The sequence below is a fragment of the Sphingobium sp. AP50 genome (genome assembly GCF_900109095.1).
GTDB lineage: Bacteria > Pseudomonadota > Alphaproteobacteria > Sphingomonadales > Sphingomonadaceae > Sphingobium.
The window spans coordinates 12498-25736 of the sequence record NZ_FNYZ01000016.1 but is presented as its reverse complement, the minus strand read 5'-3'; the positions used below and the strand labels follow the sequence as shown (position 1 = coordinate 25736).

Here is a 13239-nt window from a genome sequence, read left to right as displayed (position 1 = left end):
ACCTGGTTCGATTGCAGCTAACGAGCACGCCGGTTTTATCGGCGCGCGAGGAGTGATAGCCTTCCTTTGTGTGTAATCTTTATACAATCAGGAAGAGTGCCGCAGAGGTCGCCGCGCATTTTGGTGTCGCGGCGCCTGTCACGCAGTTCAATGCGCCTGAGGAGGTTTATCCCGGCTATCCAGGGATGGTGGTGCGGGAAGACCAAGGCGTTCGCACCTTGCAATCGATGGTCTGGGGCTGGCCTGTCCGTCTCAAGGGCATGAAGCCCGACTCCAGGCCCAAGCCAGTGAACAATATAGCCGACCTGCGAAAACCCTTCTGGCTGGGAGCCGCGCGCAAGAATGAATGGCGCTGCCTCATTCCACTCACCCATTTCGCAGAAGCGCAAGGCCCCAAAGGCGGCAAGACTCGGACCTGGTTCTCGCTTCACGACCGCCCGATCTTTGCATGGGCGGGCCTTTGGCGGGACAGCGCCGAATGGGGCCCGGTTTATTCCGGCGTCATGACCGATTGCAATGACGCCATCCGCCCGGTGCATGACCGCATGCCCGTCCTCCTGCATGAGGATGAATATGACCGCTGGCTCCATGGCACCTTCGAAGACATTGTGGGATTTCAGAATCGATGTTTCCCGGACGATCTGATCGCCATGGAGCGGACCAGCGAGGCATGGAACAAACCACGGTCGTCATCGACCAGACCTGGTCTCCTATGACCGCTGAACAGGAACATTTGGCCGAGGCGCTCTGGGTCGAGAAGCGCTGGGGCGACAAAGCGGCCGAGCATATAGCCACGCGCGTGACCAGCCTCGCCATCGCAGGCGACGAAGCAGGCGTCGAGCGATGGATCGCGATAGCGAGCCGATATGATCAGCTCCAAATGGAGTGTCCTGGCCAAAAACACTGAGTCGGCGTTGCGGTCATCCTGTGCCCGGTCCGCAATCAGGTCATGCCCGCGACCGCCTCGATCAACGGGATGTCCGCAGCCCATCTATTGCCCGCCGGCTGAAGACATCGGCCCCGAACCGCTTTTGCAGATGAACTGCGACCAGGGCCGCATAGCGGCGTTGGCGGGCGCCGTTGGGGCTATGATAGATGCCCACCGCCTTCCAATAGCTGCCGCTCGTCCTCAAAGCATCGAGAAATATCCAGCGTGCCACCTCGGCGTTGAAGCAGGGATCAAATTGCAGCCAGCGACGAACCTCATTCTCGCGCCGCGACAGCAGCGCGGCGATCCTCGGCACCCACCAACTGTTGATCTGCAGCGGTCCCAGGTCATGGCTTCCATCCTTGTTGAGGATCTCTGCACCGATCCAGCCGGCTTCCTGATCGCGCAATCCCCAAAGCGTTTTTTCAAGCCATATCTGCCCACGCGCCGCTTGCCGGATGCAGCGCGCGACCTCGGGTTCTGCGGGCTGTGCCGCTGACGCCGTTTCGCACCATGACAACAGCGTCAGGAGAAGCGGAACCACACAGACGCGGCGGCGATCAGCGATCCAGGCCACGGCCGCCCTCCCTTTCATTGCCGCGGGTCTGCTGCTCGCGCGCAGGAGCAGGCGTGTCCCGATTTCTGTGACGGTCGCTCAGTAAAGAATGAAGATGGTGATCGAGCGCCTCGAAAACCTGTTGAGCCCGTCCGGCGAGCTTATCGGCTACGCCCTTGGACCTCGTGCTGCGGGTCCAAAGCTCGCGCTCCAGCCGGTGGTCGCTGCGCAAGAGTCGCTCCCTGTCCTGATCTTCCTTCAGTTGCTGAAGATGCGATCCTTGCCTGGCGGCCATTCGGTCCCGATGATCACGCTCCAGGCGCCCAAGGCCTTCAAGGCCTGACGTCTTCTCGCCCGATCGTTCTTCGAGCCTCTCGACCAGTTTTTTGGGATCCTGGGTCCAGAGCTTTACCCCAAATCGGGCGCGGGTAATGGCCGTGTAAAAATTCTGGGCGTTCACCAGCGGCGACCCGGCAGGGGCCAGGACATAGACCCTGTCATAGGTCCTGGACTGTGCCGAATAGATGGTCTCGGCATAGCCATGATCCCAGGTCCTGTGAAGGGAGAGGTCGATCGTCTGAACCCGCTTGCCGCGATCCCAACGGATCGTTGCCAGCGAGCCATCGAGCTTCTCGACCGTCCCCCGCTCCGCATTTTTGAGCTGAAGTTCCTTCGAAACCAAGCGCCACTGGATGCGGTCGCCTTCGCTGAGGTCTCTCTTCTCTTCCATGAAGACGTTGACCTGCGAGGCTTTGGTCGAGCGCGGATCCCACAGATGGACGCCGCCCTGCCCATCGACCAACCGGACCAGTTGCCGACCTCGACCGTCCCGGACCATCCCAGCGACGCGGTATTCGCTCGTCCGCCCCAATCCCGCTCCCGGCTGATCGCGGCCGAATGTCACCACCTGTCCCCCTGAATAAAAGCGCGCCAAGCGCTTTTCCTGATCGCTCAAGCCACCAGGTGTCAGGACCGAAAGCCGGGTCTCTTCCGCCGCAACGAGGCCCTCGCGCTGCAGGACCTCCCTGATTTTGCTGTTCACGATCAGGCGCGACGCATTGTCGAGAACGAGAATGTTGGTCGCAGCGCGGCTCTTGGGGCTGAGGCGCGTCCATTCCGCGACCACACCCGCAGCCAGCGTGGCGGCATCCTCACCGCCCGCCACCTTGTCGAGTCGGCCAATCGAAGCCGCGTAATTCCCTGCCCGCGCATGCGCGACAGCCTGTCGCATCGCCTCGGTTTCCTGCCGCCGCGACTCGGTCAGTTCGGCCGTTTCCATGCCCAGTTTCTGCATGAGCCAGAAGGCCTTGCCCTGCTCGATTGCGCCGGTCTGCTTGTTGTCGCCCAGAAGAATGAGGCGAGCGCCAGTGGCCCGGCTGATCTCCAGCACCCGCAACGCCTGCCGGCTTCCCAGCTGCCCCGCCTCGTCGAGAACCAGCACATGGTCGCCGCTGATTCCATAGCCACCGCCCGCAAGCAAGCTCGCGACCGTGCGCGACTCGATTTGCGCCTTCTCCCCCAATTCGGCAGCAGCGGAAGATGTCGGCGCCAGGGCGATCAAGGTCTTACCCGGCAGCGCGGCGTCCTTCAGCGAGCGGACGAGGGTCGATTTTCCTGCACCCGCGACGCCGTGAAGGCCGGTGACCCGGTCACGCGAGGTCGCCATGTCCACCAGCGCCCGTTCCTGCGCCGGAGAAAGCCCCGCCTGCTCCAATATGGGAAGCAAGCGATCGGCACTCGCCACGGGCCGACCGTCCCCGACGGCAAGCGCCAGATGCATGGCGAGCGACTGCTCGAGCCGCACTGTTCGCCGGGTCGTCCGGCCCCGTGTCAGTATCTCATCCCCAGTCTGGCCACGGGTAGCGAGGAGCTTGCGCCGTTCTTCATGCGCATCGATCAGGCGCCGCAGATCCTGAAACCGGACCTCCCCGACATGGGAGGCTAGCCCCGTGGCATAGAGACGGCCCAGCGGGTTCACGGCCTCCTTCCCCTCCGATTGCCTTATCCCGAACAGAGCGGCGCGGGCGGCGTCGGCGCGGTCAACCGGGACGGGATGCTCGCCCGATCGGGCGGCGCCCGCTCTCACCGCTTCAAGCGGCTTTTCATATGGTCCCAGCCGCCCGCGCCACTGGATGAGCAGCGTATCGATCCCGGTCTTCACCTTGGCGCCGCGGGTGGCATAAAAGGATTGGCGGCGCGACGCCTGACCGACCAGACCATGCTGCTGGGCATGTTCATTGATCTGCTCGGCCCGCTGCGACATCTCCTCGATGAGGGCCTTGGGAACACCCCTGATTTCGAACAGACCCCGTCGCGGATCGAAGTCTATCTCATAGCCGAGCTCGCGCAGGCCATGAGCGAGTTCGTTCCGGTAGATCTGCCCGCTGGTCATCTGCTCGGCATACATGGCGCGGGTTTCGAGGCTTGCCATGGGATCGCCCGATTGCCCGTTGGTCATGTTGAGGACGACGACATGGGTGTGGAGGTGAGGATCAAGTTCGCGGCTGGCATGTTCGGTGAACCGCGCCCACAGCAATCGGCCCGTCGTCTCGTGGACAATGTTGCCCGCTTCCCGTTTTCGCAGCTGGGCATGCTCTTCAAGATAGGCGAGCGTCACATCGACCGATCGCTCATGGAGCTGGACGATCCGCTCATCCCCCAAGACGAGCGCCATCACTGATACGGATTTGGGCGCACTGATCGCAAAGTCCCAGCCGGGATGATGCTCGATGCCGTCGGCGCGATGTCGGCCGAGCTGCTGGCCTGCAACCTTGCCAGCTAGCAGGGACCGAAAAGTTTCAGGATCGACATCGCCCGAAAGGTCGAGCTCGCACGCCATGGCACCACCCCAGGACGATCTCTCTGCCTTGCCTTTCGTATAATAATCGCCGATCGCGTAATAGCGGGCGATATTGCTGGGCGACCCCTTAAGACGGCGCGGATGCATCATGCCGGCCTCGCATCACTACGGTCGCCCGATGCTCGCCCGTGTTGCCGAAGGCGGAAGCCGCTCGTCCTTCCAAGGAGCCTCGGCAGCGCTCTTTCGGCGTTTTCATTTTCGCCCTCCGCAGGATTGGATGAGGACCCATGCACGCTGATCTCGTCATGCGCGGGCGTGCTGCCCTCGTCCGCTTCGAGAGGGAGTTCGGGCGCTTCGATCATTGCCCGTCGCCGTCTGGATGGCGGTGCCGGAGGCTGGGGAGCTGATGGCCCATCGCTATCCGGGTCGAGGCGGACGGGTGGCACGAGCCGCTCTACGAATGCGGCCTGCGGACTGGGCAAGGCGTTATATCGATCGGTGAACCGCACGACCGGAAGGTTCCGACCGAACCGCAAGAAGCCCGCGAGATTGGGAAGATTGGTGACTTCGGTATGCATCACCAGCGGTCGGGTCACCTGCATCCGCGAGAGATTGACCCCGTCGCGCATGTCGTTGACGCCATAGGACATGCCCTCATTGGCCTCGACCTGTTCGACCTGACCCAGATTTTCGGAAACATGCTTGGCCGTGGGCGTGTCGTTGGCGCGCAGCGCCACCCAGGTCGAGCAATAGCCGGTAATCGCCGCGGCATCCTGAATACCGTAAGTCGCCTCCAATTGTGGGTAGGACTGAAACCCCAATATGCCGCAGCCGCCATATTTGCGCGCGCGGGCGAGAAAGTCGCTGAGCGACGGCAGTTTCTGCAGCGTCGGCAACTCGTCGATGACGCAGTAGAGGCGCCGCTTGCGATCGGGCGGAAGGCTCATGATGGCGCTGATCGCGATGTCAAGCCAGACGGTGACAAGGGGCCGGAGGGAGGGAAGCTGATCCGCCTTCACGGTGATGAAAAGCCAGCTGTCATCCTCCTCATTGGCGACCCAGTCCCGGATCGAGAAGCCGTCGGCGGTGTCATGGAGATAGGAGAAGCTGCGCATCACCGAGGCCAGTTCAGCCCGGATACCCGCCGAGGTTCTGTCGCCTTCCATCGAGATGAAGGCAGCAGCATCGGTGCCTTCGGCGAATGTCGCGAGCGTCTTCAGAGGGCTCCGCAGTACCGTCTCCAGCAGCGCCGAAACCAGCGTCCGCTCATGCCGGGCAAGCTTGCGCAGGACCGCCACCAGCGTGCCGCGGGCCGCCTTCGCCCAGAAGGGATCGCCACCTTTGTCTGGGATAGTCGACTCCGCGATCTGGTCATAATGATAGTCGCGCGGCACATCGACCCAGGGCGACCAGCAGTCGGCGCGGTCGTCCAGTGGATTGAGCAGAATGTCGTGCCCCGGCCGGTAGAATTTCTCGACGAAGGTGCCGGCGGTATCATAGACGATCGCCCGCTTGCCTTGCTTTCGCATGCCACCCAGCATCTTCACGATGATGTTGGTCTTGCCTGTGCCGGGTGCACCGCAGATGAGGATATGCTCAGGCTCGAAAGCGTCGGGAACGGGCACGCCGCCGATCGCAAAGCTGCCCTTCCGGCTACGCCACATTTGCCGCCGCAGTTGCCGCGCGGTGCCAAAGCGCGCGCCGCGCAGGAACTGATTGGAACCAAGGCCCTTCCCCGTTCGGGTGAAGTAGAACCAGGCCCAGCCGAGCATCAGAAGAGCGAAGACGCCGGCAAGAGCGGCGCCGTACACCAGATGATGCTCCATCGTCTGCAGGGTCTTCCTGGCGACGCGGGAGCCCAGCAAGGCATCGGACGTCGTCCAATATTGGCGACCCGACGGGGTCCGAAAGAGCAGCGGCGCGCCGCCAGGCACGTCGCTTTTGAGCGTCGCCTCGGCGATTTTGACGGCGACAAAGCGCTGATAGTCGGTGGACTTCTCCAGCACATACCAGACGGTGCCGCCGACCCAGATGGCGATCCCCGCCAGCAGGGTCTGGAAGAAGACCTGCGTGGTCATGCGGACATTGTGGACGATGGCCTGACCGCCCCTCGTCCAGGAGCCCAGCGTGTCGTTCCTGAAGATGCTCACTGGAGTACCTCCTCGGGATCGAGAAGGCCTCGCTCCAGAAGCAAGGCGCGCGCATCGTCCATGCCCTTCTCGAGAATATCGGGCCGGAGCTCGCTAACTGATGCGGCAAGGATGGCGAAGACCTGGATGAGGATCGCCTGCACTTCGTCGAAGCGGCCATGATAGCCCGCCGCGTCTATGCCTTCATAGCGGTTGAGAATGTCCCGGACATAGTCGGGGATGGTCGTGCCAGCCGCCTGAGCGCCGACGACGAGACGCCCGAAGAGGGCGTCCTTGAACCTGATGGTAATTCTGGGCAAGCGCCGAACTCCTGTTCGTCGCCTGGCCAATCGTGATGAAGCGCGGCCCTTATAACCGGATTCCAGCCTGATCTCAATTGATTACATGTATTCAGAGTGGCAGCCAAACGGTGCCAAGGCAGATCAAGGACTTACCTGCTTGGCCGTCCGAAACGACAGCCAAAGCGTGCCGGGGGGGCGTCAATCAGTGCCGAGAGCGTAGGACGTGTATTCGGCCGGAAACCCGCGCAAATGCTGGTGATTCGCGCCCGCAGCACCCGTGCGTACGGTGCATTACAAAACGCCCCCGGCGTGCGTCCCCTCCTCGCAGCGTTCGCGCGCTGCGCAGGCTTCGAGCCGGAAGGCGCGGGCCTCTTGGAAGAACGGCCATGGGGGCTCAATGTCCCCCCCTGAACAAGCGAAAAGCCGGAGGGGCGCGCGACCCCTCCTGACCTTCAGATTTCGTCGACCAGCCTTCCCGGTACGGTGTGGACGATCCGCTCGATGAGCGTCTCGGGAAGCGTCGAATAATCCCCCTCGTCGATGGCGACATAGCCCTGCTCGCCGTCGTCCAGGACATGCTGGTCGAAGTAACTCGAAGCGGCGCGGCGTTCGGCGTTGCGGAGTGCGGCGAGAAAAGCGCTATGATTGTAAGCATTCGTCATCTGCATGGGAGCCTCCTTCATCTGGAAAAGACGGGCGGTCCGGCGGCGGGCCGACAAGCCGGGGTCAAGGAGCGCCGGTGCAGCCGGCGACCGCGCAGCGGGCGGTGGAGGAACCGATTTAGTTGCCGCCGCTGCCGCGCGAAGCGTGGCGGAGGCGGCGGCTAAATTGGAGGGGCCACCGATCCTTGAGGCGGGTGAAGGCGGCCTGCCAAGATGGGACTTTTGTGAAGTATCTATGTGTGGACTCCCCCCGCCGAGGCGTAGCGCCGTGCGGACCGGCCGGTCCGCATGACATGCGAGCGAGGCGGAAAGGCTCCCCCCTCAGGGATGTCACCCACAAGGACAGCAACAGTCGTCAATGCTGGTCAGCGTGCAGACGCCCGGCTCCTAGTCCGGCTCTTCCTCGCCATCGCCGTAACCGAACTCGGCGGCGATCGGCAGCGCCTTATCCCGCAGCGTGGTACCGACCGCAGCAAGAAGCGGTTCGGCTGAAAAGCCGGAGATAAAATTCATAGGACTGGCCCCAGCGGCTATTCGCGGCGGCGGCGACCTCCTCGAATCGCGCCCTTATTGCTGATAGCATTTTGCCGTCAGTGTGCCCCGTGCTGATGGAACTGTCGGTCATGTCATCCCCCTATGTTGGCGGCGGGATTGCCCGGTGCGATCCCGCCTCGTTGCCGTGTTCAGTCTATGGCCCTGCCGTTTTCGGGTTCGTCGGGGAGATTCCCGGCGATGGCCCAGATGAGGGGTTGGGCTTGGATGATGGAACCTGCGACCCGCGCCGCGTCCGCCCAAAGGGACAGCGGAACAAGTCCGCTAAAGCCGATGTCCCGCTCGATCCGAAGCCCAAAGGGAAGGCGAAGGGCCGTGATCTCCGTGAGGCTGAAATAGCCCAGTTCAGGACAGCCAAAGCCAAGGTCAGCGAGCCCAAACATGGCGTCGCCATCCTCGCAAAGCTCGGTTACAAGCCATGTCGCCGCGCCGACGGGATTGAAGAATTTGACCACTGGCACCGGGTTCGGCTCCCTTTCGCCCTTCTCCTGCGCGGCACGGCGCGCTGCGGTGTTCGCCTGAAGGGCTGCGATATGCTGGGGTTCAAGGAGGATCATGCCGTCCTCCCCAGCCACGCGTCTGAGGAGGACCTCCCTTCGATGGTCATCGCTTCCTCGCCCGATTGCGCCGGGGGCAGGAAGCCCAGAAGAAAGTCGGCGGCCTTGCTCGCCTGACTGGCGGCGCGGAAAATGGCGCGGGCATCCTCGCGAAGGACGGAAAGCCACGATCCCAGATAGTCGCTATGGCGGACGGTCGGCACGATCCCCAATTCGGCGCAAAGGAAGGCGCTCCCCATTTCCGCGATCAGTTCCTCGCGGGCATAATCGGGGCTGCCGAATCCGGTCTTGGGCAGGCGGTCGAGGCGCGAGCGATGACCAGAAAAATGGGTCAGTTCATGGAGGACCGTCCGATACCAGTTGATGGGTTCATCATAGACTTCGGGCGGGGGAACGCAGATTTGATCGGTGGCCGGGGCATAATAGGCGTCGCTCCCGCCGATGCGGATTTCCGCACCGGTCGCATCGATCAACGCTTGCGCGCGGGGGATCAGGACCGCCTCATTATGCGTGGTGCTGATCCGGGCGGGTTCCAAATCCACCCCCTCGATCTGGTCCAGATTGAAGACCGTGAAGCGCTTCAGGAAAGCGACCTGCCGGGCCTCGTCGCCGTCCCGAATCGGGTCGCCGTCCTTGGCCTTGGGCGTGAATTTGTCGGCATAGCAGACGGTCGTGCCCTGCTCGCCCTTGCGGACGTGCCCGCCAAGCGCGACCGCCTGCCGATAGGTAAGCCAGCCCTGCGACTGATAGCCCCGCTCGAAAAGGGTGCTCCAGAGAATGAGTATGTTTATGCCTGAATAGCGCCGTCCGGTTCCGGCGTTGCGCGGCAGGCCAAGCGTTGCCTTGCCATCATCCCAAGGCTTGACCCATGGCAGGGTTCCCGCTTCCAGTTCGGCAATGATGCGCTCCGTCACTTCGGCGTAGAGGGTGGAACCAAAGCGCTGCGGCTGATCCTGATAACTCATCGTTCTTACTCCCTTCGCATCGCACCGGCCGCCGGAACGGCGGGGGTGGGCGGCAGGAGCGAACCGACAGGCCCGCCGTCAGAGGCGGGCGGCACCCGCAGGGCCGCAACGCAGTGGAGGAGTTGGGGCTTAAGCCCCGACTTGCGGCTCGCCGCGGTGGGCCTATAGGGCAGCGACGCCCACCCCCGCCTCTCCGGAGGCCGACCAAACCAACCGGCAAACATCACCGCGCCCGGGCGCGGTGGCCGCCCGACCTGTTCGCGCTGCGACCCGCAGCGCTCCGCATTCGCTGATCAATGCATTGGAATGGACGAAGCGGCGCATCAGGGAAAAACCGGCGCGGGATGCACCTGCTCAAACACCGCCGGGCGGCCGAGCCGCCCGGCGCGCTTTCCTCCCTGCATCAACCCCCGCGATGCACGGCTTCGTCGAGATGGGCGAGCGCGGCAGCGAAATGTTCCTCGACGTCCCAGACCGAGCAGCCAAGACGGAAGGCGATTTCGGGGAAGGTGAAGTCGTCCTTCACGTGGAGATAATAGGTGATGCGGGGGAGATAGTTGAGGGTGGCGAGGCCGATGCGGAAGCGGTCGGCCATGCAGCCTTCGGGCCTGCGGGCAGCCATGAGACGGTTCCTTTCATGCAAAAAGGGCAGGCGGCGGAACGGACCGCCACCTGCCCTGTGGTGATCAGGCGGCCAGTTGCTCCGGCCCTGCGGCATCGTCCGACACGGGATCGCTCGCCGCTTCAGCAGACGCGTCGGCGGGTTCGACGATATCGGGCGTCGCCTGCCCTTCGGGTTCGTCGGGCTGTTCGGGTGCCGGGGCCAGAGTCGCTTCCAGCGCCGCCCATTGATCGACCGGCGCGACCCCGCCCCGGCTGGTATAAGCGCTCGGCGGGAAGCTCATCCAGCGTGGCACCCAGCCCTCGCGCTTCTCCCAACCCATCTGGCCATGGAGGCAGTTGAACATGATCCCGCGCTGGCCCTTGCCGCTTTCCTTGGCGTTCGACGCCGCCACCTCGGCCCCGGCCACATCGGCAAGAAGATGACCGACAAGCGCCTTGTCGCGCAGCAGTTCGATAAAGGCGTCGTCGGCCTCCCAGACCTGCGCCATATCGACCTCCAGCTGACTGCCCAGCAGTTCGATCAGCATGGTTCCCGACTGGAGCGACTCGGCCATCACCACCGCAAGCACGGCAAGAACGTCCTTGTCGGGCAGCGTCATGAGCCTTGCGAAGAGAGGCACAATGTCCGCATCGCAGCCGACAAGGGTGGGTTCGTCCTCGTCCAGCGCCAGCATCGCCAGCGCCTCGCGCCGGAAGAAATCGGTCGAACCTTCCGAGAGGCAGCTTTCGACGCTTTCGCTGGTCGCATCGTTCCGGCTCTTTTGCGACTGGCGCTCGACCCGCCACAGGGTGGAACCACAGATCGCATGGGCGACCATCAACCGCAGCGCGACGGCAGGAGTTTCCGCGACCTTCGCCGCCACCGCCGCATGACGATGGAGGTTCAGATATTCGGTGAGCGGGGCGCTGAGTTCAGGACGCGCCGGACGCTCGATGCTCTCCCCTTTCTCGATCTTGCGCGCTTCCTTGGTGGTGACATAGCCTTCATGGAAGCTGACGCTGCCGCGATGGTCGATGCTGATATAGACCCGCCCGCCCTTCTTCTTGGGGCAATGCTCATGTTCCCAGCCATGGAAATAGGCTCCCGGCTCAAGAGTGATGACATCGGCCCAGCCAACGTCCCGATAGCTGTCCGCCCTGGCCTCGATCGCGGCGTTCTGCGCTTCCCAGAACTGGTCGGCGCTGGCGAAGAAACTATCCTCCCCGAACAGGTCCGCTACGATCTCCCCCTTATAGGCTTCGAGCGGGAAGATCGCCGCGCTGGTCGGAATGCTGGCTCCGCCGAACAGCCATTCCTTGAGACGGTGACCGACAGGGACATAGGCGTCCTTATCATCGAGCAGGGCGAGCCATGCCTTCTGCTGCGGCTTCGAGGCAAGGGTCAGATGCCGCACCGTGGTCGCGTCGATCTTCTCGGCGCGATAGAGTCCCCGGATGCGCGGCAGAAGGTTGCCGAGCGCGAGGGTCCGTTTCACCTGCAAGGCCGTAAGCCCAAAGGTGTTGGAAATATCCTCCGGCGTCCGCCCTTGCTTGACGAGACGGGTGAAGGTTTCCCAGCGAGTCACCTCATCGGGGTCCAACCTCGCGATATTCTCAATGAGCGAGGCTTCGAGCGCGGCGGCGTCGTCCCCGGCCGCGATGACGGCGCAGGGAAGCGGATCGATCCCACCATTTTCCTCAGCGACGACAAGGGCGGCATGATAGCGCCGCTTGCCCGCGACGATCTCATAGGTTTCAGGCGTGCCGTTCTGCCGCACGATCAGCGGCACGAGAATCCCCCTCGCCCGGACGGAGGGCAGGATATTGGCGAGGTCGGGCGCCTTCTTCACGCCCCGCATATTGGCGGTCGAGACGGCAAGATTGGCGATGTCGATATGCTTGAGTTCCATGACGTGGTTCCTTCTCTTGACTAACACCACCGGCCCGGCCGAAGCGGGGTGGGCGGCAAGAGCGAACCGGCAAGGCCCGGCTCCAGAGGCGGGCGGCATCCGTCAGGACCGGAACGAAGTGGAGGAGCCGCGCCGTAGGCCGGCTTGCAGCCCGCCGCGACGGGCCTAGAGGGCAGCGGCGCCCACAGCGCTTTGGACTGGCCGGCTCAAACCGGCACCAGCGCGCGCAGCGCGATGCCCGCAGTGCGTCAGGGATCACAGCCCGAAGGGGCGAGACGGCGCAGACGGCTCGATGGAGCGGCACGCGGAGCAGAGCCCGGTCCCCGACGGGGAGACGCTCATACCCCTTGAAATCGTCCACGACCAAGCGGTCTAAATAATGGAAACCCCGACCTCCGCCTCGAACGCGCTCAGTCCCGCTGCCCCAAAAAAATGGGCGAAACCGGGCCGTGCCTCGGGAACGCCACCCACAAATCTGGCAGGTTCGCACCGCCAGCCCTTGCTGTGCTGCTTGATCTCTGCGCGCGGCATCCACGCGATCAGCATCGGGGCACCGAGGCTTTGCGAGGTGAAATAGGGCATGGCCAGGATCATGTCATTGTGGAAGGCGGTGACGCGCCCGACATAGCCGTATCTCGCCTTGTCGGTCTTCTCGTCGGTTGAATATTTGCCCTTTACCTGAACCGGGCGGACTATCGTCGATGCGCCGACGGGACGGCTGACGATCATGTCGAACCCCTTGTCGCGGCGGGGGAAATAGACGTCCCAACCGGCATCGGCGAGTATGCCGGCAACATACATTTCAGCGAAATAGTCGCGGGTTTGCGGCGCCCCGGTCGATCCAGTTGCTTCGTCCGTCAGCATGACCGCTGCATTTCCGTATCTCCGATCAAAATAGTATCCCCCCAAGATCGGCCAATATGTCGCACGCCGGTATCCCGATGGCCATCGACCAATATTCCGGCTATTATCCAGCCATGGCAAAATCTCCCCTGGAGCGCGCCGCCCGCGCACTTTGCAGCTTCGATGGCCATGCCGAGAACATCAAGTTCGAAGGCAAGCCCATGTGGCAAAGCTATCTGCCGCAGGCGCGTGCGACGCTTGAAGCCATCAGGGATCCTGGCCCTGCCGCGCTGGAGGCCGGCGGCGAGCAGATGTCGACCGAAGGCGTCAAGATTGGTGCGCAGGTCGCGGGCTCGACCTGGAACCGCATGCTCGGGACGATCCTCGAGAAGGAATAACATGCGCGGTTGAGGCGAGATCGAGCCGCGACCG

The 13239-nt window shown here is 63.4% G+C and carries 14 protein-coding genes; 3 read left to right on the top strand and 11 right to left on the bottom strand.

The features are described 5' to 3' along the window. Positions 1–68: 68 nt before the first annotated feature. Together BMY84_RS21105 and BMY84_RS21100 are read left to right on the top strand one after the other, a co-directional pair. On the top strand, positions 69–716 hold the full coding sequence (locus tag BMY84_RS21105) for an SOS response-associated peptidase (RefSeq protein WP_093086344.1): 648 nt from the start codon (positions 69–71) through the stop codon (positions 714–716). Further along, complete coding sequence (locus BMY84_RS21100) at positions 671–907, top strand: DUF6961 family protein (RefSeq protein WP_256215341.1); 237 nt, start codon at positions 671–673, stop codon at positions 905–907. Before BMY84_RS21105 ends, BMY84_RS21100 begins: the two co-directional genes overlap by 46 nt. 61 nt (positions 908–968) lie before the next feature. Here the strand turns inward: BMY84_RS21100 and BMY84_RS21095 are convergent, their stop codons facing one another. The 11 genes from BMY84_RS21095 to BMY84_RS21050 form a co-directional block, all read right to left on the bottom strand. Beyond that, positions 969–1337: a lytic transglycosylase domain-containing protein gene (locus tag BMY84_RS21095; protein WP_371262435.1), complete on the bottom strand. Its 369-nt coding sequence runs from the start codon at positions 1335–1337 to the stop codon at positions 969–971. A 151-nt stretch (positions 1338–1488) separates the two neighbouring features. Continuing rightward, a complete protein-coding gene (gene mobF / locus BMY84_RS21090; RefSeq protein ID WP_093086340.1) occupies positions 1489–4434 on the bottom strand; it encodes a MobF family relaxase in 2946 nt (981 codons plus the stop codon). After that, entirely contained in the window at positions 4431–6434 is a 2004-nt protein-coding gene (locus BMY84_RS21085; RefSeq protein WP_093086339.1) for a type IV secretion system DNA-binding domain-containing protein, read from the bottom strand. Before BMY84_RS21085 ends, mobF begins: the two co-directional genes overlap by 4 nt. After that, positions 6431–6733, bottom strand: coding sequence for a hypothetical protein (locus BMY84_RS21080; protein ID WP_093086337.1), 303 nt, complete (start codon positions 6731–6733; stop codon positions 6431–6433). Before BMY84_RS21080 ends, BMY84_RS21085 begins: the two co-directional genes overlap by 4 nt. Before the next feature lie 434 nt (positions 6734–7167). Beyond that, positions 7168–7383: a hypothetical protein gene (locus tag BMY84_RS21075; protein ID WP_093086336.1), complete on the bottom strand. Its 216-nt coding sequence runs from the start codon at positions 7381–7383 to the stop codon at positions 7168–7170. Positions 7384–7764: 381 nt separating this feature from the next. Beyond that, positions 7765–7890 carry a hypothetical protein gene (locus tag BMY84_RS30540; protein ID WP_256215340.1) on the bottom strand — a complete coding sequence of 42 codons (126 nt, stop codon included), beginning with the start codon at positions 7888–7890 and terminating at the stop codon, positions 7765–7767. A 170-nt stretch (positions 7891–8060) separates the two neighbouring features. Then, entirely contained in the window at positions 8061–8486 is a 426-nt protein-coding gene (locus BMY84_RS21070; protein ID WP_093086521.1) for a DUF2958 domain-containing protein, read from the bottom strand. After that, positions 8483–9451, bottom strand: coding sequence for an ArdC family protein (locus tag BMY84_RS21065; protein WP_093086335.1), 969 nt, complete (start codon positions 9449–9451; stop codon positions 8483–8485). The genes BMY84_RS21070 and BMY84_RS21065 overlap by 4 nt, the downstream gene beginning before the upstream one ends. A 403-nt stretch (positions 9452–9854) precedes the next feature. Further along, positions 9855–10073: a hypothetical protein gene (locus BMY84_RS21060; protein ID WP_066860717.1), complete on the bottom strand. Its 219-nt coding sequence runs from the start codon at positions 10071–10073 to the stop codon at positions 9855–9857. Positions 10074–10137: 64 nt separating this feature from the next. After that, the gene (locus BMY84_RS21055) at positions 10138–11964 is read right to left on the bottom strand and encodes a ParB/RepB/Spo0J family partition protein (protein ID WP_093086334.1); all 1827 of its coding nucleotides are present in this window, start codon (positions 11962–11964) and stop codon (positions 10138–10140) included. A gap of 372 nt (positions 11965–12336) precedes the next feature. After that, positions 12337–12828 (bottom strand): hypothetical protein, encoded by a 492-nt coding sequence (locus BMY84_RS21050; RefSeq protein ID WP_093086332.1) that lies wholly within the window; start codon positions 12826–12828, stop codon positions 12337–12339. A gap of 77 nt (positions 12829–12905) precedes the next feature. Between BMY84_RS21050 and BMY84_RS21045 the strand changes: the two genes are divergently transcribed. Then, complete coding sequence (locus BMY84_RS21045; RefSeq protein WP_143075113.1) at positions 12906–13205, top strand: hypothetical protein; 300 nt, start codon at positions 12906–12908, stop codon at positions 13203–13205. Positions 13206–13239: the final 34 nt, after the last annotated feature.